This window comes from Corynebacterium sp. TAE3-ERU2, from assembly GCF_019209955.1.
In the GTDB taxonomy this organism is placed as follows: Bacteria; Actinomycetota; Actinomycetes; order Mycobacteriales; family Mycobacteriaceae; genus Corynebacterium; species Corynebacterium megadyptis.
In genome coordinates this window covers 168,187-192,128 of record NZ_JAHUTL010000006.1, presented here as the reverse complement: position 1 = coordinate 192,128, position 23,942 = coordinate 168,187, and the positions used below count along the sequence as shown (strand labels likewise).

General features: G+C 60.5%; 20 protein-coding genes and 1 pseudogene. 10 read left to right on the top strand and 11 right to left on the bottom strand.

Translation table 11 applies throughout. The features are described 5' to 3' along the window. Nucleotides 1-121 precede the first annotated feature (121 nt). The 4 genes from KRX12_RS09705 to prfB form a co-directional block, all read right to left on the bottom strand. The gene (locus tag KRX12_RS09705; RefSeq protein WP_218365179.1) at nt 122-1,138 is read right to left on the bottom strand and encodes a siderophore ABC transporter substrate-binding protein; all 1,017 of its coding nucleotides are present in this window, start codon (nt 1,136-1,138) and stop codon (nt 122-124) included. A gap of 425 nt (nt 1,139-1,563) precedes the next feature. Further along, on the bottom strand, nt 1,564-2,466 hold the full coding sequence (ftsX, locus tag KRX12_RS09700; RefSeq protein ID WP_151530431.1) for a permease-like cell division protein FtsX: 903 nt from the start codon (nt 2,464-2,466) through the stop codon (nt 1,564-1,566). 30 nt (nt 2,467-2,496) lie between these two features. Next, nucleotides 2,497-3,186: a cell division ATP-binding protein FtsE gene (ftsE, locus tag KRX12_RS09695; RefSeq protein WP_218365180.1), complete on the bottom strand. Its 690-nt coding sequence runs from the start codon at nt 3,184-3,186 to the stop codon at nt 2,497-2,499. A 129-nt stretch (nt 3,187-3,315) separates the two neighbouring features. After that, nucleotides 3,316-4,422: a peptide chain release factor 2 gene (gene prfB, locus KRX12_RS09690; protein ID WP_218365181.1), complete on the bottom strand. Its 1,107-nt coding sequence runs from the start codon at nt 4,420-4,422 to the stop codon at nt 3,316-3,318. Between the two features lie 107 nt (nt 4,423-4,529). Here prfB and KRX12_RS09685 point away from each other — a divergent pair, with 107 nt between their 5' ends. Together KRX12_RS09685 and hisN are read left to right on the top strand one after the other, a co-directional pair. Beyond that, nucleotides 4,530-5,372, top strand: a complete 843-nt coding sequence (locus tag KRX12_RS09685; RefSeq protein WP_218366482.1) for an inositol monophosphatase family protein — start codon at nt 4,530-4,532, stop codon at nt 5,370-5,372. Nucleotides 5,373-5,406: 34 nt separating this feature from the next. Further along, a complete protein-coding gene (gene hisN, locus KRX12_RS09680; protein ID WP_218366481.1) occupies nt 5,407-6,192 on the top strand; it encodes a histidinol-phosphatase in 786 nt (261 codons plus the stop codon). A 97-nt stretch (nt 6,193-6,289) separates the two neighbouring features. On the opposite strand, the gene KRX12_RS09675 is transcribed toward hisN, so the two are convergent. From KRX12_RS09675 to KRX12_RS09650, 6 genes are all read right to left on the bottom strand, one after another. Further along, nucleotides 6,290-6,649, bottom strand: a complete 360-nt coding sequence (locus KRX12_RS09675) for a biotin/lipoyl-containing protein (protein ID WP_151550212.1) — start codon at nt 6,647-6,649, stop codon at nt 6,290-6,292. A 26-nt stretch (nt 6,650-6,675) separates the two neighbouring features. After that, nucleotides 6,676-6,936, bottom strand: coding sequence for a hypothetical protein (locus KRX12_RS09670; protein ID WP_151550211.1), 261 nt, complete (start codon nt 6,934-6,936; stop codon nt 6,676-6,678). Nucleotides 6,937-6,971: 35 nt separating this feature from the next. Continuing rightward, on the bottom strand, nt 6,972-8,534 hold the full coding sequence (locus KRX12_RS09665; protein WP_218365184.1) for an acyl-CoA carboxylase subunit beta: 1,563 nt from the start codon (nt 8,532-8,534) through the stop codon (nt 6,972-6,974). A 45-nt stretch (nt 8,535-8,579) separates the two neighbouring features. Beyond that, nucleotides 8,580-10,076, bottom strand: a complete 1,497-nt coding sequence (locus tag KRX12_RS09660) for a methylmalonyl-CoA carboxytransferase subunit 5S (RefSeq protein WP_218365185.1) — start codon at nt 10,074-10,076, stop codon at nt 8,580-8,582. A 342-nt stretch (nt 10,077-10,418) separates the two neighbouring features. Further along, entirely contained in the window at nt 10,419-10,649 is a 231-nt protein-coding gene (locus KRX12_RS09655) for a hypothetical protein (RefSeq protein ID WP_218365186.1), read from the bottom strand. An 806-nt stretch (nt 10,650-11,455) separates the two neighbouring features. Next, nucleotides 11,456-12,058 carry a nitroreductase family protein gene (locus KRX12_RS09650; protein ID WP_218365187.1) on the bottom strand — a complete coding sequence of 201 codons (603 nt, stop codon included), beginning with the start codon at nt 12,056-12,058 and terminating at the stop codon, nt 11,456-11,458. Nucleotides 12,059-12,428: 370 nt separating this feature from the next. On the opposite strand from KRX12_RS09650, the gene KRX12_RS09645 reads away from it, so the two are divergent. The 7 genes and pseudogenes from KRX12_RS09645 to KRX12_RS09615 all read left to right on the top strand — a co-directional run. Further along, a complete protein-coding gene (locus KRX12_RS09645; RefSeq protein ID WP_218366480.1) occupies nt 12,429-12,986 on the top strand; it encodes an MptD family putative ECF transporter S component in 558 nt (185 codons plus the stop codon). Nucleotides 12,987-13,458: 472 nt separating this feature from the next. Next, entirely contained in the window at nt 13,459-15,210 is a 1,752-nt protein-coding gene (locus KRX12_RS09640; protein WP_218366479.1) for an ABC transporter ATP-binding protein, read from the top strand. A 56-nt stretch (nt 15,211-15,266) separates the two neighbouring features. Next, nucleotides 15,267-16,991, top strand: a complete 1,725-nt coding sequence (locus KRX12_RS09635) for an ABC transporter ATP-binding protein (RefSeq protein ID WP_255550201.1) — start codon at nt 15,267-15,269, stop codon at nt 16,989-16,991. A gap of 448 nt (nt 16,992-17,439) precedes the next feature. Next, nucleotides 17,440-18,003 (top strand): MptD family putative ECF transporter S component, encoded by a 564-nt coding sequence (locus tag KRX12_RS09630; protein WP_218366478.1) that lies wholly within the window; start codon nt 17,440-17,442, stop codon nt 18,001-18,003. Further along, nucleotides 18,000-18,725 carry an energy-coupling factor transporter transmembrane component T gene (locus tag KRX12_RS09625; RefSeq protein WP_218366477.1) on the top strand — a complete coding sequence of 242 codons (726 nt, stop codon included), beginning with the start codon at nt 18,000-18,002 and terminating at the stop codon, nt 18,723-18,725. The genes KRX12_RS09630 and KRX12_RS09625 overlap by 4 nt, the downstream gene beginning before the upstream one ends. Then, nucleotides 18,722-20,170 carry an ABC transporter ATP-binding protein gene (locus KRX12_RS09620; protein WP_218366476.1) on the top strand — a complete coding sequence of 483 codons (1,449 nt, stop codon included), beginning with the start codon at nt 18,722-18,724 and terminating at the stop codon, nt 20,168-20,170. Before KRX12_RS09625 ends, KRX12_RS09620 begins: the two co-directional genes overlap by 4 nt. Further along, nucleotides 20,149-21,049: pseudogene (locus tag KRX12_RS09615) on the top strand (ABC transporter ATP-binding protein); the annotation flags it as partial. The gene KRX12_RS09620 and the pseudogene KRX12_RS09615, both read left to right, overlap by 22 nt. A 182-nt stretch (nt 21,050-21,231) precedes the next feature. Here KRX12_RS09615 and KRX12_RS11040 read toward each other — a convergent pair. Then, complete coding sequence (locus KRX12_RS11040) at nt 21,232-22,122, bottom strand: CPBP family intramembrane glutamic endopeptidase (protein WP_218366475.1); 891 nt, start codon at nt 22,120-22,122, stop codon at nt 21,232-21,234. An 825-nt stretch (nt 22,123-22,947) separates the two neighbouring features. Between KRX12_RS11040 and KRX12_RS09605 the strand changes: the two genes are divergently transcribed. After that, complete coding sequence (locus KRX12_RS09605; RefSeq protein ID WP_218366474.1) at nt 22,948-23,370, top strand: hypothetical protein; 423 nt, start codon at nt 22,948-22,950, stop codon at nt 23,368-23,370. Nucleotides 23,371-23,942: the final 572 nt, after the last annotated feature.

The window sequence follows — 23,942 nt, the reverse complement described above, 5'->3', positions numbered from 1 at the left end:
CGCTGTGGTAGCTCCTTAAGTGATGCGTGGCACAGCCCGCAGGCTGAGCGCACAGGTGGGACAACACAAACCACACCCGCGTGGTGGTCCACGACCTGCCCACGCGGGTGTGGAACACGTGCTACTTCTTCAGAGCCTTGAACTTCTCCGCAATAGCGTTGAAGTACTCAGTGTAGGTTTGGATGCCCTCATTGGTGTAGGTGTCGTTATCCATCACCATGATGGCGTCGTTCTGGATCGCGGGGACGTCCTTGAGTGCCTCAGAGTTGCGGAGCACCTCCAGGGCCGGGGTGTAGTCGGGATCGTCGGCCTTCACAGCGGCGTCGCGGTCCATCACCAGCAGGATGTCGGGGTTCGCGGCGGCGATAGCCTCCACGGAGATGTCATCGCCCTTGTGGTCATCGGAGACGTTGTCCACCTCGAGGGCCGGGGTGAGGTCCAGAAGGTCGAACACTGGGCCCAGGGTGCGGCCCACGGTGGGGGCCACATAGCCGATTTCACCGCCGGAGACGATCACGGCCATCACGCTGAGATCAGGGTCGTAGGCTTCCTTGGCGGCGGCGACCGACTCATCGAACTTATCGTTGAGCTTCTTGGCGTCGTCCTCGCGCTGGAAGATCTTGCCCACGTCGGTGGTCTGGTTCTTCAGCTCCTCGCCGAGATCCTCGCCTTCCTCGATCTCATAGTCGAGCACCGTTGCATCGGGCACGAGCGACTTGATGTCCTCGTACATGCGCTGGAAGCGCTGGCCGTTCAGCACCAGGTCGGGCTCGGCGGCCACGATGACCTCGAGGTCCGGCTCGATGTGATTGCCGATGTTCACCACGGAATCGTCGGTGCGGTAGCTGATGGTGGTGGGGATGATGTCCTGCGGGGCCGCCACCAGCGGGATGTCCCAGTCCTGCAGGGTCTCGAGGATGCGGTTATCGGTGGCCACGACGCGCTGCGGATCCACCGGTACTTCGTGCTCACCGAATTGATCGGTGACGCTGACCATCTTTACCTCGCCGCTGGAGGCGGAACCATCCGCTGCGGAGGAAGAAGAGGAAGAGGACCCACTGTCCTCACCGGTGGCACAGCCAGCGAGGCTGAGTGCAGCAATGGCACTGAGAGCAGTAAAGCGAAGGTGCTTCTTCATATTGGGTTAATCGTCCTTTCATCGAGAGCGTCCACCATGCATGTGGCCGACAACCACGGCAGGTACGGCGCCCAGTCCGTGCGAGTGCGTCTCACTCGACGTGACAGCGAAACGTCGAAGCCCACGTCGCCACCTATGCGACAGCCGCTTCTGTGGCGGATCTGCTTCGACACAGAGAAAGGGTAACGCACCCTTACCCCCAATTCCTAGGGTTAATTTAGCTTTCGCTCACTTAGGACTGCCTCAACTGCCTAAACCGAGGATATTCTCGCATTCACTACCCCCATATCGGGTAGGCATGCCTCCGCTCTGCCCCCTACGCTTCCGTACCCAGCTGACAGCAGAACGCCCACCGGCCGACACGTTTCTTCCCTTTGCGGGAAAACTGTGCGGCAGGTGGGCGTCGATAAGCGCTGCGGCGGAAACTATTTCCGCACGTATATGCGCAGGGTCACGTCTGCGGTAATGGCCGCAAAACCCACACCAATGAGTGCAATCACCGGGGCGAGAACCCACACGTGCTGGTCGAGCACGGGCGCGATGATGTGGGAGGAGTAGAGATCGGACAGGGCCTGGTCCACCACCAGCTTCTTGCCGGCGAAAAGCCCGGCGACGGCGAGTGCCGAGCCGATGAGGGCGGCAAATACGGCCTCCAAAATGAAGGGCGCTTGGGTATACCACCGCGAGGCACCGACGATGCGCATGATCTTGGTTTCTTCCCGCCGGTGATAGGCAGCGAGCTGCACCATATTGGCGATGAGGAACATCGCGGCCACGGCCTGCACCGCGGCGATCAGGAAGGTGGCGTTGCGGATCGAATCAAGGTTATCGGTGGCCGCGCGGACATCATCGTTTTGGTCGATGATCGCGATGACCTGCTCCTTGTCGCGGATGGGCTCCAGCGGGGAATCATCGAGCGGGTTCGTCAGCTGCACGTGCAATGCAGCGGGCAGGGCGTCCTCGGTGGTCGATTCCACCAGCTGGGGGTCGGTGTCCTTAAAGAGCTCCACGAAGCGCTCATAGCTATCGGCGCGGGAGCGGAAGGTCACGGCCTCAACGCCCTCGGCACCGTCGAGCTGCTCGCGGATCTCGCGGCAGGCATCGCTTTCGCAGGTGGGATCGTTGGCCGAGATCTCCTCGTCGAATTGCACGATGGTCTCCACCCGATCTAGGTAGATATCCTTGGTGCGTTCGGTCATGTTGGTCACCAAAATGCCGGTGGCCAGCAGTGCCAGCGAGATTGCGGTGGTAATCACCAACGCGATGGTCATGGTGATGTTGCGTCCGAGCCCCTGCAGGGCTTCACGCAGCACGATTCCAAGCCTCATAATGTTGTCTCCTTATTGTCCCGCTGCTACTTAATTGCCCTCGCCGTAGACGCCGCGGACGTCATCACGGACGAGCTTGCCCAGGTTCAACTCGATAACGCGACGGCGCATGGCGTCCACTGCACCAGCGTTGTGCGTAGACATCACCACGGTGGTGCCCGTCTTATTGATGCGGTTGAGCAGCACCATAATGTCCGTGGAGGTGTGCGGGTCAAGGTTGCCGGTGGGCTCATCGGCCAAGAGCAACAGCGGCCGGTTCACGAAGGCGCGGGCAATGGCCACGCGCTGCTGCTCGCCGCCGGATAGCTCATGGGGCATGCGATTGCCCTTGGCTTCGAGGCCGACCATCTCGAGAGTCTCGGGCACCAGCTTGTCGATGGCCTTTTTATCCTTGCCAATTACTTCCAGAGCGAAGGCCACGTTGTCGTAGACATTCTTCTTCGGCAGCAGCTTGAAGTCCTGGAAGACAAAGCCGATCTTGCGCCGGAGCTCATTAATCTTCTTCCCACGCAGGGCGTTGACATGGAAGTCATCGAAGTAGATATCGCCGCTCGTCACGTCTTCCTCGCGCACGAGCAGCTGCAGGAAGGTGGACTTGCCCGACCCCGATTGGCCGATCAGGAAGACAAACTCGCCCTTCTCAATCTCTAGGTTGATATTGTCCAGCGCTGGGCGCGTGGACGTCTTATATGTCTTGGTTACACCATCAAACGTGATCACATGAACCACCCTAGTTCCCAGCAGTCACATTGAAAACTCTGCTGTTGGCTGGTGTTAAAGTCTGCCCCCACATTTCTGCCGCGCGCTTATCGACGCTCACCTGCGCCGATCCCACGGAGAAAGGCCGAGTTAATCCTCCTCGGAGTTCTGGGCGATGCGCCAGCGAATCCCGGCCTCGAGGAAGTCATCGATGTCGCCTTCAAGAACCTTGGTGGGATCATTGACCTCGTAGTTCATCCGCAGATCCTTCACCATTTGATAGGGGTGCAGCACATAGGAGCGCATCTGGTTGCCCCAGGAGGCATTGCCGCCGGCGCCGAGGGCGTCCATCTCATTGCGTTCTTCTTGGCGCTTGCGCTCCAGCAGCTTAGCCTGCAACACGCGCATGGCCGAGGCCTTGTTCTGATGCTGCGATTTTTCGTTTTGGCAGCTCACCACCAGCCCGGTGGGCAGGTGGGTCAGGCGCACGGCGGAGTCGGTGGTATTCACGCTCTGCCCGCCGGGGCCGGAGGAACGGAAAACATCCACCCGGATATCGGAGTCGGGGATGTCGATATGGTCGGTCTTTTCCACCACCGGCAGCACCTCCACCTCGGCGAAGGAGGTTTGGCGGCGGCTTTGATTATCGAAGGGCGAGAGCCGCACCAAACGGTGCGCCCCCTGCTCCACCGACAAGGTGCCGTACATGTACTCGCCGTGCACCACGAAGGTGGCGGATTTAATGCCGGCCTCCTCCGCATAGGAGATGTCATAGACATCCACCTTGTGGCCCTTCTTCTCCGCCCAGCGGGTGTACATGCGCATGAGCATCTCAGCCCAGTCCGCGGCATCCACGCCACCTGCGCCGGAACGGATATTGATCACGGCCTCACGGGCGTCATACTCGCCGGAGAGCATGGTGGTTACTTCCAGCGACTCGATTTCTTTTTGCAGCGCCCGCAGCTCTTCATCGGCCAGATCCTCCGGCTCGCCCTCTTCCTCGGCCAGCTGATACATAATCGGCAGATCGTCTACCCGCTGGCGCAACTGGGTCAGGCGCTTGAGCTGGGATTGCTTATTGGATAGCTCCGTGGTGACGCTCTGGGCGTGCTCGGGATCATCCCAGAGCGAGGGGTCGGCGGCCTTCATCTCCAACTCCCGCACGGCATCACTCAGTCCCACCGGGTCAAGTACCTTCTCCAGGGTGCTCAGGGTGGAATCTAGGCTGGCATGCTGGTGCTGAATCTCGGGGCGCATAGTTGTTCATTCTATGCATATCTCTTAACCGCGCCGAACGCGGGCAGAGCGTGCCACTCCCCCACCTGCGCTCCGTGAGCACACCTGCGCGCGGCAGACAAGGCACAATGGTGGACATGAGTTCTTTAGCTGAGATGATCTCCTCCGTCACTTCTACTTTTGTTGTCGCCCAACAAGACCGCTCCGATGAGCAGTTGGCGCAGGCACTGGTCTATAACGCCAGCCGGCTGGCGTGGCGGATGCGGGAGGTGGGCATTACCACCGAGCGCAAAACCAGCGTCTCAGATGTAGTCACCGAGGCCGATCGCGCTGCCGAGAGCTTTGTCTCTGATGCGCTCAAGGCGCTGCGCCCCGAGGACGGGGTGCGCGGCGAGGAGGGCAGCTCGCGGGAATCCGACTCCGGCCGCTATTGGGTAATCGACCCCATCGACGGCACCTTCAACTTCTCCCGCGGCTCCGACTATTGGTGCTCCGCCCTGGCGCTGGTCAGCGGCACCCCGGACGAGCCCGAGCAGGTGCACTTCGGCGCCGTCCACCGCCCCGATATGGGCTACACCTGGTTTGGCGGCCCCGAGATCCCCACCACCCGCGATGGCAAATCCCTTCCCCCGCTCAGCGACGCCGATATCTCCACCATCCCCCTAGCCACCTATCTCCACCCCACCTATGTGGGCAATGCCGAGGTGGCCGGCGCATGGCAGGCGGTGGCGCAGCTGCCCTCCACCATCCGCATGTGGGGCGCGGGCAGCGTGGATCTGGCCAGCGTCGCCGATGGCACGATGGGGGCATGGATGCAGCATTCGGTCCCCTCGTGGGATTGGCTGCCCGGCCGCGCCCTCGTGGAGGGAAACGGCGGCGCCACGGCCCAGGTAGAGGCCGGCGGCGTGACCTGGTCTATCGCCGGTAATGCCCAGGCCGTGGAGCAGATCCGCGCCGCCCTAGAGTCTTAAAAACCGTTTACTGATATCTCTCAAGGAGCCTGTTGTGCCAACCTATGCCGAGGATCTCGCCCTCGCTCTCGAGCTCGCGGACATCGCCGATAGCATCACCACCGACCGTTTTCACGCCGCCGACCTGCAGGTGAAGTCCAAGCCGGATCTCACCCCCGTCTCCGATGCGGACACCGCCTGCGAGGAGGCACTGCGTGAGCGGCTGGCCATCGATCGCCCCCAGGACAGCATCCTGGGCGAGGAATTCGGCGGCGATACCACCATGGCTGGCCGGCAGTGGGTGATCGATCCCATCGATGGCACCAAGAATTTCGTCCGCGGCGTACCGGTGTGGTGCACCCTTATTTCTTTGCTTGTCGACGGCGAGCCCGTGGTGGGTGTGGTCTCCGCCCCAGCGCTCACCCGCCGCTGGTGGGCCAGCGCTGGCCAGGGCGCGTGGGCGCAGCCCCACGGCGCCTCGCCACGCCGCATCCAGGTCTCCCAGGTAGCCTCTCTCGCGGATGCGTCCGTGTCCTTTTCCTCTTTGGCCGGCTGGCAGGAGCGCGGCCAGCTGGAGGAGTTTGTGCGCTTGAGTGAGGACACGTGGCGCCTGCGTGGCTATGGAGATTTCTTCTCCTATGCCCTGCTCGCGGAGGGGGCGGTGGACATCGCCCTCGAGCCGGAAGTCTCGCTCTGGGATCTCGCCGCGCTGAGCGTGCTGGTCACCGAAGCCGGCGGCCGCTTCACCTCGGTCGAGGGCGAGGAGGGCCCGCATGGCGGCAGCGCCCTAGCCAGCAATGGCCTGCTCCACGATGAGCTGCTCAGCCGCTTCTCCCGCTAGGCACTAGCGCTGATAGCGCACTGCTCCCTGCACCCCTCCTGATGGAGGATGATGCAGGGAGCAGTGCGTGTATGTGGGTGCGCGCGTGGCGGCCGGTTTAGGCCAAGTCGATGAGCGACTGACCACCCTGGACGGAGTCTCCGGCTTCCACGTTGATGGTGGCCACGGTGCCATCGGCGGGCGCGGTGACCTCGGTTTCCATCTTCATGGCCTCGAGAACCACCAGCACCTGGCCGGCAGTGATCTCCTCGCCCTCGCTGACGAGCACCTTGCTGACCGAGCCGGACAGCGGCGCCACGACGGCATTAGCGGAGACACCCTGCACGGAGGCGGTGGCCGGTTCGGTGGACGGCGAGGAGCTGCCGCCGAACACGATCGGGCCGAGGGTGCGCTTGTCTTCTTCAACCTCAACGTCCACGCTGTAGGCGATGCCGTTGACGGTAACTTTCAGTTTCATGATGCTTATACCTTTAACAACTTGATCTACAGGTGAGTGGAGCGGGTCTGGATGATCTGGCGGCCTTGGTGTGCCCAGGTGCGGTGCCGCTGGAAACGCACAGCCTTGACCTTGCCCTTATTGCCCATATAGGCCGACACGGCCGCGCTGATGGCAAAGAGCACATCCTCAGGAATGTCCTGATCCGAGCGAGCCCGGAGCTCCTTGACCTCATCCTCGAGCAGACTCACGCGAGTGTTGAGCTTTTGGATGAGCTGGTAGAGCTCGTCATTGCTTTTCGGTTTCATACTTATTTCTCCCTCGCTGCGTTCTCGGCGGCGGCTTAGGCCGGCCCCAGGCCGTGCTTCTTGAACGGGCGGGTGACGCGCTTATTGCGGAGCATCTCGAGCGCATTGGCGATGACCGCACGGGTATCAGCCGGGTCGATGATGTCATCCACCAAGCCGCGGGAGGCGGCCATATACGGGGTGGAGAAGGTGCGCTTGTACTCGGCCACCATCTCCTCGCGCTTAGCCTCGGGGTCCTCGGCATTGGCGATCTCCTTGCGGAAGACCACGTTCACCGCGCCCTCGGCACCCATCACCGCGATTTCCGCGGTGGGCCAGGCGAAGACGCGGTCTGCGCCCAGGTCCTTCGAGCACATGGCCAGGTGGGCGCCACCATAGGACTTGCGCAGCACCACCGTGACCTTCGGCACCGATGCGGCGGAGTAGGCGTAGAGCATCTTCGCGCCGTGGCGAATGATGCCACCGTGCTCCTGGGCCACGCCGGGCATGAAGCCGGGCACGTCCACGAGGGTGACCAGCGGGATGTTGAAGGCGTTGCAGAAGCGGATGAAGCTGGAGCCCTTATCGGAGGAGTTGATGTCCAGCACGCCGGAGACCACATTGGGCTGGTTGGCGATGATGCCGACGGTGCGGCCCACCATGCGGCCAAAGCCCACCACCATGTTGCGGGCGAAGCCCTCTTGGACCTCGAGGAAGTCTCCATGGTCCACGATGCGGGCGATTACCTCGCGCACATCGTAGCCCTTCTTGCCTTCGACGGGGACGATATCGCGCAGCGACTCGTCGGGCTCCACCACGGGGTCGGGATCGACGATCGGCGGCTCTTCGGTGTTGTTCTGCGGCAGGAAGCTCAGCAGCTTCTGCGCGATGAGAATGGCCTGCTCATCATCGTCGGCGACGAAGTGAATATTGCCGGCCTTAGCCATATGGGCATCGGGGCCGCCGAGCTGCTCCGCGGTGACATCCTCACCGGTGACCGACTTAATCACACCGGGGCCGGTGATGAACATATTGGCCTTGCGGGTCTGGATGATGAAGTCCGTCAGGGCCGGCGAGTAGGCGGCACCGCCGGCGCAGGGGCCGGCAATGATGGACACCTGCGGCACGAGGCCGGACAGGGAGACGTTCTCGTAGAAGACCTTGCCGTAGCCGGAGAGGGAATCGATACCCTCCTGCACACGGGCTCCGCCGGAATCGTTGATGAACACGAAGGGCGTGCCCGTCACACCAGCTTCGCGCATGGTCTGGGCCACCTTATTGGATTGGGTTTCGCCAGCGGAGCCACCCATGACGGTGAAGTCCTGGGAGGCAACGTGCACTAGGCGATCAAAGACCACGCCGGTACCGGTGACCACACCATCGGCCGGGGCATTGGCCTTATCCATCCCGAAGTGGGTGGTGCGGTGCTTGGCAAACATGCCGGTTTCCTGGAAGGTGCCCGGATCCAGCAGCTTTTCTACGCGCTCGCGGGCGGTGAGCTTGCCGCGCTGGTGCTGCTTGTCGAGACGGTCCGCTCCTCCACCTTGAGAGACGCGCTCGCGTTCCTCGGCAAGGTGGTCGAGGCGTTCTTGCATTGTTGGCTCGTGAGTGTCAGCCATTGTCTACTGCTTTCCTCTTCTCGTATGTTTCTACGTGGCCCGCGTTTAGGCGGGCTCCACCTTGACGGTTTCGCTGCGGCCACCCACGGTGACGCGGTAGCTGATGGGTTCCCGCACGGCGTTGGCAGAGCCGGAGGCGGCCTCTGCTTCCTTCTTCATCTGTTCCTCGGTCTTGCCCACGTTCTTCGGGCCCTCGTGGCGGGTCTTGAAGAAGCCCGGTGCCACGGACGGGAACAGTGCGTTGGTGAGAACATCCTCGTCGGTGCCGTTGAAGCCATCGAGCTCCTCGGCAGCGCTGGTGAGCTGGTCCCACTCCGGCTCGAGCAGATCGGCCGGACGGCAGGTGATGGGCTCCTTCTTGGTCTGCTCCTCGGCCTGCTTGATCAGCTCGGGGTTACGCTCGCCGATGCACTCGCCGTAGTAACCGAGCATGAGATCGGCAAACTCGGCGGTTAGTACCTTGTAGCGACCCATGAGCACGTTGAACACGGCTTGGGTGCCGACGATCTGAGAGGAGGGGGTGACCAGCGGCGGGAAGCCGGCGTCTTTGCGCACGCGCGGCACTTCCTCCATCACCTCATCGATGCGGTCGCCCGCACCCTGGGCGGTGAGCTGGGACTCCATGTTGGAGAGCATGCCGCCGGGGATCTGAGAGAGGAAGATGTTGGTGTCCACCAGAGTCTTGGACTCGAACTCCTTGTACTTCGGGCGCACCTTCTTGAAGTGGTCACGGATAGTAATGAGCTTGTCCATGTCCAGATCGGTCTCGTAGTCGGTGCCCTCGAGCATCTCCACGAGAGACTCGGTGGGGTTGTGGCCCGGGCCGAGAGACATCGAGGAGATGGCGGTGTCCACGACATCGGCGCCGGCCTCAATGGCCTTCATCAGGGTGACCATGGTGACGCCCGTGGTGGAGTGGCAGTGCACGTTGATCTGCGTGTCCTCGCCGTAGGTCTCCTTGATACCGCGGATGATGTCATAGGCCGGCTGGGGCTTGAGCAGAGCGGCCATATCCTTCAGCGCAATGGAATCAGCACCCATGTCCAGCAGCCGACCAGCCTGCTTGATGTAGCCCTCCACGTCATGCAGCGGGGATACGGTGTAGCAGATGGTGCCCTGGGCGTGCTTGTCCACGTTCTTCACGGCCTGCATGGCGTGCTCGAGGTTGCGCGGGTCATTCAACGCATCGAAGACGCGGAAGACATCCATGCCATTTTCTGCGGACTTCTCCACGAACTTATCCACCACGGTGTCCTCGTAGTGGCGGTAGCCGAGGAGGTTCTGACCGCGCAGCAGCATCTGCAGGCGTGAGTTGGGCAGCAGCTTGCGGAAGGTGCGCAGGCGCTCCCACGGGTCTTCGTTCAGGAATCGAATGCAGGCGTCATAGGTTGCGCCGCCCCAGCACTCCACGCTCCAGAAGCCTGCCTGGTCCATCTCCTCGCAGACATCGACCATGTCTTCCATGGCCAAACGAGTTGCAAACAGGCTTTGGTGCGCGTCGCGGAAAGCGACTTCGGTTACGCCGATCTTATGTGGGCTCATACTGCTTCACCCTAGTGGGATTAACGCCCCAGCGCAGATCACAGCCCACGAATGATCGGACACGATAGCGCAAGAAACCCACATTGACACAGGGAAGATTGCCTGCAATACCCCCACCCTCACCCCAGTAGTGAGTAAAACACAGCCTACCCCACAAAACCGGACATTCATCCCACGTCTTTGAATACATGGGCGCCCCCACAGACACCCATCTATGTGTGAGCAATCTCCTACCTCTGAACAATGTTCAGGTTACGGTAGCGTAGATTAAACTCCCCCAAACGCACAAACCCCGACCCGCGCTCACGCGCGGATCGGGGAATATATAAAGCCTAAGAAGCTTTACTCGGTGCCGGCAATGTTGAAGTTGCCCAGGCTGATGAGCTCGTCAGAACCCCAGTCGGAGGAGAAGGTCTGGCCGTTGAACCACTCGCTGGAGAACTGGCCCTCAGCGAAGTCGACCTGCTCGGGCACGAAGTTCGGGGCGAAGGTGGGCAGGGAGCTGCCGACCTCTACGTACAGGTCCTTGATCGGCCCCTCAACGATTTCCTGGATCTGAAGAACGAAAGACATACACCGTCTCCTCTTGTCGTAGCCACCGCGTGACTGCTGTTTACGTACACACCAAACCCTAAGAGACAGACAAAACGATTGCAATAACTTTCCTAGCGTTAACCACCAGTTCATCTCAGTTTTCTTCGAGTAGAAATCTAGTTTCTCTAGGAAATGTTTTAAGGATCCTCCAGCTAAAGCGAGGATTTCCGGCGTAGCAGCGCCAGCCGTCCGCCGCCACACCGCTCCAGCGGGTCGAGATAGGGCAACCTCAGAAACCACCCCCTTTTGCTACCCCCACACCCCTAAAGTTCACTCAGAAACCTCCTCTGAAGCCGCCTATAACTCCGCCAGGCATCGCCTTTGCGCGCCCGCTCGATAAAACACCCCGTTCCCGTGTGAGCGACTGATGATGCTTCTACCACGCCCCTTAGCTGCAGGTTCCTACCTATAAGTCACTAGATATTCGGGACGAACTTTGTTGTCTTGTCCCCTATCGCGGCGAGAAAGGGTTACCTCAGATTCGGCGTTAGCCTCGCTGCGGATTTTTTTCGGACACATTCGCAGCCGCTGGCATCTGCACCCCTCCTCCGGCCCTATGGGAAGACGCTCAGGCAGCGCGTCGCGCGAGACCCTCGGCCGAGAAAACACCATTCGACACAGGCCGCACCTAGCCACCACCGCGAAGAGTTCACGCAGGTGCTGAGAATTACAAACACCGCCCTCTCTAGCGAAATACGTGACGCTAGAGAGAGCGGCAAAGAAAAAATAACTGTGCGTTTTAATCGAGAAATTCAGGGGGGAGCTCGCCGCTGCCCCAGTGCGCGCTAGCGGGCGTAGCTATTGTCCACTCGCCGGTCCGCCTTGCGCCCAGGATGGGCCGGCACCTCGGCCTGCGGGTCGGGGTATCCCATCGCCACGATCACCGCAACGCTGCGATCGTCTCGCCCACCAAGGCCGATGATCTCCTTGACCGCCTCATCGTTCCACCCGGTGGTGGGGTTGGTGGCCAGCCCTTCCGCCTGTGCCGCCAGCAAGGCGGTGCCGGCCGCGAGGGTGGCGTCGATAATCGCAGCTTGTCGACGCTGCCCCGCCGATTGTTGTTGCTTGTAGCCGCGCACATAGTCCGCCTTTGCGCCGAGGATTTCCTCGGCATCCTCTGGCCACATCTCCGTGCGGCCCACGAAGATGAGCACCGCCGGGGCATCCGCAAATTGCTGCTGGCCCGAGGAATCCGTGAGCGCCTGACGCAGCTCGGGATCAGTGACCACCACAACATCGCGCAACTGCAGGTTGAACGCACTCGGCGCTTCGAGCGTCGAGGACACAACCCGATCCAGCACAGCGTCAGGGATTGGGGTGTCCGCATAGGCGCGAACGGTGCGGCGTTGTGCAATCAAATTATGAACGAGAGAAGACGTGTTATCCATGCCCCCTACAACAGTGAGAATCAGCTGTTATTCCATGCCCTCGCCGTGTACGCGGGACTGGGGTGGAGGCCCTTCCGAGCCACGTCCCCGCGGCACGATAGGCTCACCCTCTGCCGCCCCGCGCCCCCGTTATAGGGACTCACCCGAGCCCGTGAGCACTCGCACACTCGCAGCGCGCCCCACGCCATGAACACAGCATTCTCCCTGCTCATCGACTACGACACACCACACGCACACCTCGCCACGCGAGCGGATTCACCAAAGACTCCCACTCCCCCATCACCACACCTCAAGCCAACCTTGACACCCCCCTACGAAGAGCAACAATAGTTAGGGTAGGTTCCACTAACTATTCCCTAAGGTAGGACTCATGAAGTTCACAACCCGTGATTTCATCAACGTCGGCATCTTCTCTGCCCTCTACTTCGTCGTCGTCTTCGCCATCGGCATGATCGGCTTCTTCGGCCCCGCATTCATGTTCGTCGGCTGGACCCTCTCCATCCTCATCGATGGCGCAGTCATCGCCCTCTACTCCACCCGCGTCCCGAAAGTCGGCGCACTAGCCCTCCTCGGCCTCATCAACGCCCTCCTATTCATCGCCACCGGCCACTGGTGGGGCATCGCAATAGTCATGGTGCTACTCGGCCTCGCCGCCGACCTCCTCAAGAACAAAAACTTCCCACTCGCCTACGCCATCTTCACTCTGTGGTTCATCAGCCCCCTCGTGCCCGCCATCGTCAACGCCGACACCTACTACGCCGAACTCACCGAACAGATGGGCGCCGAATACACCGAGCAGATGCGTGAACTATTCACCAACTGGGTCGTAGCCATCTGGTTCATCATGCTCTTCATCCTCGGCTACGCCGGCGGCCTGCTCGGCAAGAAACTCAATAAGCGCAACTTCCAACGAGCAGGACTCGCCTAATGACCACCAGAGACTTCATCAACGTCGGCATATTCACCGCGTTGTCCTCTGGCGACACGTCTTTCACGTACCGAAATTCAGTGCATGCACCCTCCTGGTGCTCATCACCAACACGCTCTGCCCGCATGCGATAACCGCTGAGCCATGCCCACCCTCGCCGCACTGCTGGACCTCGCTGCTGACCATTGCCAGCAGCGAGGAGCGTGTGGTTGACGTCGTAGCGCAAAGGAACTCGGTTGTGCCGATCCCACCGCCCTTGTCCTCGGCAGTCTGCTCGGCCAGAGCCTCAGCCGCCGTAATGTCCAGTGGGCCGGCCCGACAGAGCAGCAACACTCGAACCGAAGTGCTAGCACTCGGCATCATCACCCCCGTGAACTATGAGGGCGACGACGAGCACACCGAGAGACGCGCAGCCTACGCCATTCATATTCCCTACACCCAAAGATTGAGATAACCATTTAAGGACCGCACCATGGCTGAATCCCCCGGCGCCGATAAACGCGCCGCTGGCAAAAAATCCCTGAATGAACTACTCGAACCGGTCAAAGGCCGCATTATGACGGCTAGGATTTTGGCTGCGATATCCGCAATTCTCGGAGTCGCACCCTATGTCGCCTTGGTGCGACTCGGTGAGGAGCTGCTTCCGGCCTACGCCGCAGGCACCACACCCGACCCGGACCGTGTCAATACCATCGTGATGGTGCTCATCGGCACCTTCTTGACCCAGCTGGCCATATATATGGTGGCATTGACCGTCACACACTTTGCAGATCTCAAACTCAACCAGGTCTTGCGCGAAAGAATCATCCACCGTATTTCGGCCGCCCCTCTGTCGTGGTTTAGCGAGCGCACCTCGGGGCGTATTCGCAAGGCAGTGCAAGACGATGTGAAGACGCTGCACCAGCTGGTTGCCCACTCTCCAGTGGAACAAACTGTTGCCGCTATCGCTCCACTGGCGCTTATCGTCTACGCCTTCATTGTGGACTGGCGCTTGGGCCTACTGTCCATCGCCACTGTGCCAATCTATGCGGCGATGCAGATGCGAATGATGTCCACTATGGGTGAAAAAACCGCCGAAATGGACAACTACCTCGGCGATGTCTCGGCCACCGCGGTGGAGTTCGCCGATGGCATTAGCGTCGTTAAGGCCTTCGGCAGAGTCGGTCAGGCGCACTCCCGCTATCGAACTGCGGCCGATAAATTCGCTGAGTTCTATTACGCCTGGGTGGGGCCAATGCTGCGGATCGGTGCTCTGGCTGAATCCGTTATCGCCATCCCTGTATTGCTTATGGTCAATCTCGGTGGCGGCGCTGCCTTGGTCCACGCTGGCTATGTCAACCCAGCCGATGTTCTAGCGACTAGCTTGATTGCTGTAGTTGTGCCTTTGGCGATTCAGGTTATGGGCCGGTCCATGTGGGCGTATCAGCTCGCCGGGAACGCGGCACTACGCATTAGCGAAGTTCTTAGTGGCCCGACCCTGCCAGCTCCTGAGCATGCGGAAACACCGGCAGATAGCACCGTGCAGTTCTCCGGAGTGTCCTTCGCCTATGGCGAACATACTGCACTCTCCGATATCAACCTCACCCTCGAGCCACAGACCGTTACCGCCCTAGTTGGCCCGTCCGGATCGGGTAAATCCACCCTGGCGACAATGGTTGCGCGCTTCCAAGACCCCACCGAGGGCACAGTGAGTATCGGCGGAGCCGATATTCGCTCCATTCCCGCCGACACTCTGTATAAGCACGTGGCCTTCGTGCTGCAGGATCCTCAGCTTCCAGAACTGAGCATCCGCGGCAATATCGCTCTGGCCCGACCAGATGCGAGCGAGGACGATATCTGGCAGGCCGCTGCAGATGCCCAGCTCGCCGAGGATATCCGCGAGCTCCCCGATGGGCTAGACACTATCGTGGGCGGCTCGAGCCGGCTTTCGGGTGGCCAGCGCCAGCGCATCGCCATCGCCCGGGCATTGCTCGCCGACGCCCCGATCCTCATTCTCGATGAGGCGACCGCGGCAACCGACCCCGATTGCGAGGCCGAAATCCAAGCCGCGTTGAACCGTTTGGTTGTCGGTCGCACGGTGCTGGTGATTGGCCACAAGCCGGAGTCGGTACAAGGAGCAGACATGGTGGTTCACTTGACTGCTGGTCGTATTAATAAGGTCCTGCGCGGTGATGACGTCACTCCGCAGTCCGTTGCTGAGCTGATGGAGGTTTCCGCCCGATGAATACATCACTACGCGCCACTATGCAGGACCCATTCCTGCTGAAGGACTCACGGAGTATGTTCACGGCTGAAGGCCAGGCCCTGAAGCGCCGACATCTCATACTATCCCTCATCATTGGCGTCATCGATGGTGTGGCTCTACTGACACTCCTCCCACTGACTCTGTCACTGGCCACTGGGCAGGCCGAATGGGGCTTAGAAACGACGGGCTGGCTGCTCGTTCTGGCTATATCGGCAGTCGTCAGTGCCGTGTTGCGATACGTCACTACGCGTACCGGCTATGACTCGGCCTTGGACCTGATCAGGAATCTGCACCACCGGCTGGGCAATGCTCTTGCCTCGTTGCCACTGGGTTGGTTCCGCAGCTCCCGCACCGGCGGCCTATCGCAACTAGTCAGCGATGGCTTTTTGCTCATCGGTGAGCTGCAGGCGCATATGACCAGTCAGATTGCCACCAGTGCTGCAACGCTGGTGGTCATTGTTGCTGGTTCCTGGTTGTGGAATCCTGGCCTCGGTCTGACACTCACTGTTATTGCGCTTGTGACGTGCGTGGTGTTGGTCATCGCGCAATCGATTAAGCGGAAAGCCTCGGAAAAGGTTGTCCCTTCCACACAGGATTTGTCTCACCGCATTGTAGAATTTTCTGCCTGCCAGCCGGCATTGCGCGCCGCCGGCCGAGCCGATAATTTCGAGCCGCTGATTCAATCCGGCCGCGAGAATGACAAGGCTCGGAATCGGGAGCTGTGGGTGAGCCTCATCCCGATCGCTATGAGTGGCGTGATGATGCAGCTGCTCGTAGTACTGATTGTGACTGGTACAGCGAAACTCGCCATCGATAGCACCCTCACCCCCTTGCAAACCCTCGCGATTATCGGTTTGACCCTGCGCTACTCCCAGATCCTGTCCGAACTGGGCAATCTCTTCATCGGCATGGACGCAATTCGCGCCCCTATGAACCAGGCCAGCGCCATTATGGATGCTCCCCGGCTACCGGAGCCTGCACAGCCCGCGACGATCACGGCACCCGGTACTGTTGAGTTCTCCGATGTGAGCTTCGGTTACAACGCCGACCAGCCTGTTCTGCGCGATATCAGTTTCTCCGTCCCCCGCCACCACATGGTTGCCATCGTCGGCCCATCCGGCTCCGGCAAAACCACTATCGCTCGGCTGATCTCTCGCTTCTGGGACGTTAATTCCGGTGTCGTTCGCGTTGGTGGCGTCGATGTACGCGAACAGACCACCGAGCAGCTCATGCAGCAACTGTCCATGGTGTTCCAGGACGTCTACCTCTTCGACGACACCCTGATGGAAAATATCCGCGTCGGCCGCCCCGACGCTTCCGACGAAGAAGTCCGCGCCGCTGGCGAACTCGCCGGCGTCACCACTATCGCCGAACATTTGCCCCAAGGCTGGGATTCCCGTGTCGGTGAAGGCGGCCGGTCTCTCTCCGGCGGCGAACGGCAACGCGTCTCGGTCGCCCGCGCCCTGCTCAAAAAAGCACCCATCGTGCTCCTCGACGAAGCAACCAGCGCCCTAGACGCAGAAAACGAAGCCAACATCGTCGCCAGCGTCGACAAGCTCCGCGACGAAGCAACAATACTCGTCATCGCACACAAACTCGACACCGTACGCGAAGCAGACCACATCATCGTACTCAGCGACGACGGCCACATCGCCGAACACGGCACCCACACCGAACTCTACGCAGCCAACGGCCCCTACCGCCGCTTCTGGAACCGCCGCGAAGCCGCCTCCGGCTGGAGCATCACCACCCAAAGCTAAACAACACCCAGGACGCCGGAGTAACTACACCACGGCACATGTCGGCACCGCCGATGTGTGCCGTGGTTCTGCTACTACACGGTTGTACCGAGACTATAAGAGGGCACGTCACACTATGCAGGCCCCACCCCACTCGCTCGGCGCCGCTGAGGATGCAGCGGCCGCCCGCGGCACGGCAGGCTCGGCGTCTGATGTCCCACGCCCCCGTTATAGGGACTCACCCGAGCCCGTGAGCACTCGCACACTCGCCGAACGCGCCACGCCATCAACATAGCATTCTCCCTGCTCATCGACTACGACACGCGACAAGCACACCTCGCCACGCGCGGAAATTCACCAGAGACCCACACACCCCCACCACCACGACTCAAGCCACGCTTGACACCCCTGCACGAAGAGCAACAATAGTTAGGGTAGGTTCCACTAACTATTCCCTAAGGTAGGACTCATGAAGTTCACAACCCGTGATTTCATCAACGTCGGCATATTCACCGCGTTGTATATCGCGGTTGTCTTGCTCACCGGCATGATCGAATTAGCCGGTCCGGCGTTCATGTTCATCGGCATCCTCATTGGCATTCTGGCCAACGGTATGGTTGTGGCTGTATACGCCTCCCGAGTACCGAAATTCGGTGCACTGACCCTGCTGGCGCTCATCACCAGTATCCTTTTCGTCGCATTCGGCAACTGGTGGGCCATGCTCATCCTCGCCCCGCTGCTGGGGCTTGCCGCCGATGCGATCCTCAAGGCCACGAAGAATTTCCCCTTAGCCTACGGCGTGTTCAGCATCTGGCTGGTCATTGGCTGGCTACCCGTTATTTTCAACAGCGACGAGTTTTGGGCTGATGTCGCAGAGCGGATGAACCCGGAGTACGCCGACTCCATCTCCGCTGTGCTCAACGGCCCCGTGCTGCTCATCTGGGCTATCGGCATGTTCATCGTCGGTGTCCTCGGCGGCCTGCTCGGGCAACGCCTCAGCCACCGTAATTTTCAGCGCGCTGGCCTGGCATGACCCCCATCCCCGAACCGCGGCCGCTGTCTCGTCCCGACCCGCGAACTGTGCTGCTGACGCTCATCACAATCAACGCACTAGTGCTGGGGGCGACGACGAGAACAGTAGAGATCGCCGCCGCGGTCATCGTATTCACGGCACTAGCGACACTGCGGCGACCGAAACCCTTCTTCGGGTTCCTCATCTTCTGGCTGTTCTTCGTCTTCGGCTACGAGCTCATCATCAACGCCGGCGCCTCCACCACCCTGGCGTTGCTCTCCGGTATCGGATACTGGTTATCGAGATTCGGCCTGGTCATCGCCGCTGCCTACTGGGCTGTATCTTCTATCCGCCCCACCGAGCTCATCGATGCCCTCAAGCGGCTACACGCACCGAATTTCCTGGTGGTGCCGCTGGCAGTGGTCTTTCGCATGTTCCCCGTTATCGCCACCGAGGCGCGCGCCGTCGTCGATGCGATGACGCTGCGCGGCATCCGCCCCACCGGCTGGTCCATGATGGCCCACCCCCTACGTACCGCGGAACTTATCGTCATCCCCCTGCTGACCACTGTGGTCCGCGCCGGCGATGAGCTCGCGGCCGCGGCCATGATTCGTGGCCTCGGCGGGCCGCGCAAGCCGACCTCCATCATGCAACCGCGCTTCCGCCCCGTCGACGCCGTCCTCATCGTCGCCGTTATTGCACTGATCATCCTTGCCCAAAGCGATTGGGAGCTGCCGCTATGACTATCAGCGTCGCGGACGTTCATTTCCGCTACACCTTCGGCACCAACGGTGAACTCACCGAGCATGGCCTGAGCGATATCACCTTCAGCGCCGAAGCTGGCACGCTCACAGTGCTATGCGGCGCCTCCGGTTCGGGAAAAACCACCGGGCTACGCCTTCTTAATGGGCTGGTACCCAATTTCCATCCCGGCACGCTCACCGGCACGGTCACGGTGGCCGACACCGATGTGCCCAACCAGCCGCTGCACGATGCGCTGCTCACCTCCGCCACGGTGTTCCAGAACCCGCGCACCCAGTTCTTCACCGACGAGGTCACCAGCGAGCTGGCCTTCGGCAATGAAAACCTCGGGATTCCGGCCGAGGACACCATCGCCCGCATTCGCGCGGCGGCGAAAGAAACAGCCACTGAGCACCTTATTGGCCGCAAACTCAACGAACTGTCTGGCGGTCAAACTCAGCGGGTTGCCTGCGCCGCCGCAATCGCCAGCCAAGCACCGGTACTTCTTTTCGATGAACCCTCATCCAATCTCTCCCCGGATGCCATCGCCGATCTGCACGATATCCTCGCCCACCAAAAGGACGCAGGGCGCACCATCGTCGTCGCTGAGCACCGCCTCTACTTCCTCCGCGACCTCGCGGACCAGGTGCTCTATTTCCGCGATGGCCGGCTGGCACACCGCTTCACCGGCGAAGAGTTCTTTGCGCTTTCCGACGCTCAGCGCCGCGAATTGGGGCTGCGCCGGATCACCCCACCGGAGGGCACGCATCCTCCCGCGCCACCAAAGGGCAGCGCTGGCCTGCAGCTGAACAATATCCGCTTCAGTTATCTCTCGAAGCAGATTCTCGATATCCCTGAGGCATCCTTCCCAGCCGGCGCTATCACCGCCCTGACCGGACCAAATGGCTGCGGTAAAACCACGCTGGCGCGCCTATTGTGCGGCCTGAGTTCGCCGGCGCGCGGCGGCACCATCAGCATCAACGGCACCCCCATGCGCAGTGCCGCCCGCACCAAGGCCAGCTACATCGTCATGCAGGACGTGAGCCGTCAGCTCTTCGCCGAGGCCGTGGAGGACGAGATCACCCTCGGCCACACCGCCTCTGAACGCGAGGCTATCGACGTCAGCACGCTTCTCGCCCAGCTCGATCTCGACGGGTTAGAAGATCGCCACCCCCAGTCGCTCTCCGGCGGACAGCGGCAGCGCCTCGTCATTGCCTCAGCAATGGCCCAGAACAAACAGGTACACATCCTCGATGAGCCCACCTCGGGTGTCGGCCAGGCTCATCTGGTCGCTATTGCTGAGCGGATGCGGCAGCTTGCCGACGCTGGTGCGGTGGTCATCGTTATCACCCACGACGAGGAACTTATCGAGGAGTGCGCGGATTACGTCGTTCACCTTCCAGATATCAACAGGAAGACAGATGCCTGCGATACAGCCAGGTACTGAATGCGCTGATGGACACGCTCATCGGCATGGACATGGCGCGGGCACCATTAGATCAAGCCATGAATATTCTCGATGCCGAGGTTCTCTCTGAGCCATCCGCAGAAGCCGAGCTCCCCTCCCCCGGGGAGATCGAGTTCGACAACGTCAGTTTTGGCTACGACGCCGAGAGCCCGGTCATCCACGACCTGTCCTTTAACGTCCCGCCGCGCACCATGGTCGCCCTGGTGGGGGCCTTCGGGTTCTGGCAAAACCACTGTTGCCCGGCTTATTTCTCGCTTCTGGGATGTTGATTCCGGTGTCGTTCGCGTTGGTGGCGTCGATGTGCGTGAGCAGACCACCGAGCAGCTCATGCAGCAACTGTCCATGGTGTTCCAGGACGTCTACCTCTTCGACGACACCCTGATGGAAAATATCCGCGTCGGCTGGGAAGGAGCGAGCGACGATGAGGTGAAACAAGCAGCTGCTCTCACTGGGGTGACATCTATTGCCGAGCGACTGCCCGAGGGGTGGAATGCTCGTGTCGGGGAGGGCGGCCGGTCTCTCTCCGGCGGCGAACGGCAACGCGTCTCGGTCGCCCGCGCCCTGCTCAAAAAAGCACCCATCGTGCTCCTCGACGAAGCAACCAGCGCCCTAGACGCAGAAAACGAAGCCAACATCGTCGCCAGCGTCGACAAGCTCCGCGACGAAGCAACAATACTCGTCATCGCACACAAACTCGACACCGTACGCGAAGCAGACCACATCATCGTACTCAGCGACGACGGCCACATCGCCGAACACGGCACCCACACCGAACTCTACGCAGCCAACGGCCCCTACCGCCGCTTCTGGAACCGCCGCGAAGCCGCCTCCGGCTGGAGCATCACCACCCAAAGCTAAACAACACCCAGGGCGTTCCCCAGGCGGGGCGCACTGGGCACTCCAGTTCTCGGCATTCTCGACGCACCAGTGCCCCGCGGCGCGGGATGAACCACAGCAGCTTCGCGGACGAGATGGCCGCTAAGAGCGTCCGTGAGGCGATGTCCCTGCTGTGCGCATTATCGGCGCTGATCAGGGGGTGTTTAGCGCACCCGCTTGGACACCACTGCGGTGGTGTCCTTTTTCTTTGTCTTTATGCACCACGCAATGATCGCGATGCCGAGGATCGTGGTGAGCACCGACCCCTCCAGGCCGAACTCACCTCCATTGAGCAGTGCACTGCCGCTCGGAGCCGAGGACACGATGGAACCGGGTAGGACATTGCCGGAGACGTGCGATCCGTAGAGCATGGCGAGCACGAAGTTCCAGCCGCTGTGCCAGCCGGCGACGAACCAGGCGTTACCTGTGCGCCAATACATCGTGCCGAATACGACGCCGTAGAGCACCAAGTTCACCAGACCGAAGATGGTCAGGTTCGGGTTGTTCAGGTGGATGAATGCGAAGAGGATCGACGAGAGGCCGATAGCGCCTGCCACGGTGATCCGCGCAGCATAGGCTGGGATGAGGAAGAAACGAAAGAGCAGTTCCTCGAAGAATCCTTGGAACGCAAAGAAGACAGCCGCCAGCAGAAGCATCCACAGTTCGCTCGCCTTCATGGTGAACGTGACGTCGAGGGCCCCGACGAGCACGTTGAGCAGGTAGACGATGGTCACCGCGGCGAAGCCGAAACCGACACCCGTGATCCAGGTGCCGAAGCGGTTCTCTCGGACCATACCCAGATCGGGCAGCCGCAACCGAAACACCTTGGTGAGCAGCAGAAGGCACAGGAGGACAGCAAGGATGCGCCCGAGGGTGGAGCCTATGTTGATCGGGGACATCACAGCTAGGGAGGAGACACTGGCAGAAAGGTCACCCATGATCCCGACGAGGATGTCGCTACAGAACACCACGACCATGACGAGAATCGTGGGAACAATGACACTGATGATGAGGTTTCGTGTGCGCCACGGGGCTACGCGTTCATCGAAATCCACCGCCGGTATGAGGGGTGTCTTATTTTTCGGCAGTGCATGCCGTACCGAATGGGAGTCGTGTGGTTCTGTTGTCGGCGACAAGGGAAATGTCCATTCTCTGCGGGAAAGAGCCGCGGTAAACATCTAGCGCTCTCACCGGAATGCAATGGGAGCGATAGGTCTGGCTGCTGGATAGGCGCACTCCTGGGTCTATGACCTCGAGGAAGAAAGTGACGTCCTACTACCCACCACGCTACACATGCAGAACGGTGATCAGCGGTTCTGCTCGGCGGGCTTATGTAAGGTGCAGCAGGAAATCTCCAGTATCTCCTCGCCACGGCGCCTCCCTATTACGTTATTCGCACCCCAAAAGTGAGAATAATCTCGCGTATTAGACACTCTCATCGAGGCAATGAGAGCTGCTGTGAGTCGGCGAGCCGCTGGAGTGAGGAGCGTCATAGTCACGTTCTTGGCTCTGTACACGAGGCCGCAGCGGGCAGAACAGCGACGTAGCGCGCACCATGAGCCCCATCGCAACGAACGTGCGAATCATCCACGAGGCCCTGGAGAAGGCCATCATCACTCGGCGATACAGTCCCACCGACAGAATCTGGCGGCAACGCACAGCACCGTGATGCCCCATGCCCTCAGCCGAAAAACTAGTCCTGTGCTCCTGCTCGACATCGGCCGAGCAGCGCCATCCACCATGGAGGGGTGTTCGCCGAGAGGGATAGCTCACATGGCCTGCCGGAGACGAGCAGACGATGACAGAATCACTGAAGCTGTGCGTCACGTTCAACGGCGCCCATCAACCAACACCCCAAGCAGAAAGAGGAGACAGCAACAATGGCGACATACGCAGAGCCGGAGATGCTGAAGGAGTGGCACGATATCTTGGGTCTTCCGACTGACGAGGACTCGATCGAGGAAGCCTGGCAGGAACTGCTGGACAGGACCGGAGAAGCAATCTACGAAGCGACCGAGAACGCGAAGGCGAACTGGGCGAAGCAGAATCCGGGGCAACGGCTGGACGAGAACGTCGACGAGTGGATGAAGATTCACGAACAGGCGCACTACATCGGGAGCGAAATAGTTCTCGAGGAGATGTACCTCGAGCCGATCAGGGCTCTCCGAATGCAGCAGATGCAGGAGGAAGAAGCAGAGGAGTTCGATCCGGACAAGTCTCCGATGGAGGCCGACAGCTGGGAGGAGTACTACCGGCTGGTGGACGCGCGCTACGGCAAGTCTGGAGCGGGAAAGATGTACTAGAAGACGCACTAACGCTGCGACATGTTTCAAAGTGAATGGAGAGTGGCGCCCATATCCTACAAGAAATCGCGCAGTAAGAAACCTCTGGACTTCAATGAGAACCCTAAGATTCTCGAAAGAGGTACTGGGCAGGATTCAAACCTACAACCTTCGAGTTAAGGCCTTGAACCGGGCCGATACATTACACATCTTTTTAACTCACAGGTCACAAGAACTTGTGTTATTGCAATGCCGACTACATGCTTGGACACTTTCTGCTGTGTTGCTCAGCCGCCATGAACATTGCCTGTTTCAATCACCAGCTAAAGTGCTTAGCAAACTCTATGAGCAACGGCACCCTACGTTGTGCCTATCTCACTTCGAGGTAGCTGATCGCAACTACCGCTCGATGGATATTTGTGGGCACGTATCGGACTAAGAAAGCCTGTTTATCCGCTCACACTATTTTTACCTCAAACAGATTAATAAAGGTAAAAACAATCCACCCACCTTACGCCAGTCTGACCCCTAGGGGATTAGTCGCCTTCTAAAATGCAAAAGACGAATGGCGGGCAAACTTTTTACCCCACGGG

What these genes read in the sequence shown, in the direction of transcription:
- KRX12_RS09640 (WP_218366479.1), top strand. Translation starts at nt 13,459, where the DNA reads ATGGCTGAATCCCCCGGCGCCGATAAACGCGCCGCTGGCAAAAAATCC.
- KRX12_RS09635 (WP_255550201.1), top strand. Translation starts at nt 15,267, where the DNA reads ATGTTCACGGCTGAAGGCCAGGCCCTGAAGCGCCGACATCTCATACTA.
- KRX12_RS09660 (WP_218365185.1), bottom strand. Translation starts at nt 10,076, where the DNA reads ATGAGCCCACATAAGATCGGCGTAACCGAAGTCGCTTTCCGCGACGCG.
- KRX12_RS09675 (WP_151550212.1), bottom strand. Translation starts at nt 6,649, where the DNA reads ATGAAACTGAAAGTTACCGTCAACGGCATCGCCTACAGCGTGGACGTT.
- KRX12_RS09655 (WP_218365186.1), bottom strand. Translation starts at nt 10,649, where the DNA reads ATGTCTTTCGTTCTTCAGATCCAGGAAATCGTTGAGGGGCCGATCAAG.
- KRX12_RS09705 (WP_218365179.1), bottom strand. Translation starts at nt 1,138, where the DNA reads ATGAAGAAGCACCTTCGCTTTACTGCTCTCAGTGCCATTGCTGCACTC.
- KRX12_RS09650 (WP_218365187.1), bottom strand. Translation starts at nt 12,058, where the DNA reads ATGGATAACACGTCTTCTCTCGTTCATAATTTGATTGCACAACGCCGC.
- KRX12_RS09665 (WP_218365184.1), bottom strand. Translation starts at nt 8,534, where the DNA reads ATGGCTGACACTCACGAGCCAACAATGCAAGAACGCCTCGACCACCTT.
- KRX12_RS09685 (WP_218366482.1), top strand. Translation starts at nt 4,530, where the DNA reads ATGGTGGACATGAGTTCTTTAGCTGAGATGATCTCCTCCGTCACTTCT.
- KRX12_RS09670 (WP_151550211.1), bottom strand. Translation starts at nt 6,936, where the DNA reads ATGAAACCGAAAAGCAATGACGAGCTCTACCAGCTCATCCAAAAGCTC.
- KRX12_RS09620 (WP_218366476.1), top strand. Translation starts at nt 18,722, where the DNA reads ATGACTATCAGCGTCGCGGACGTTCATTTCCGCTACACCTTCGGCACC.
- KRX12_RS09605 (WP_218366474.1), top strand. Translation starts at nt 22,948, where the DNA reads ATGGCGACATACGCAGAGCCGGAGATGCTGAAGGAGTGGCACGATATC.
- KRX12_RS09630 (WP_218366478.1), top strand. Translation starts at nt 17,440, where the DNA reads ATGAAGTTCACAACCCGTGATTTCATCAACGTCGGCATATTCACCGCG.
- prfB (WP_218365181.1), bottom strand. Translation starts at nt 4,422, where the DNA reads ATGCGCCCCGAGATTCAGCACCAGCATGCCAGCCTAGATTCCACCCTG.
- KRX12_RS09645 (WP_218366480.1), top strand. Translation starts at nt 12,429, where the DNA reads ATGAAGTTCACAACCCGTGATTTCATCAACGTCGGCATCTTCTCTGCC.
- KRX12_RS09625 (WP_218366477.1), top strand. Translation starts at nt 18,000, where the DNA reads ATGACCCCCATCCCCGAACCGCGGCCGCTGTCTCGTCCCGACCCGCGA.
- ftsX (WP_151530431.1), bottom strand. Translation starts at nt 2,466, where the DNA reads ATGAGGCTTGGAATCGTGCTGCGTGAAGCCCTGCAGGGGCTCGGACGC.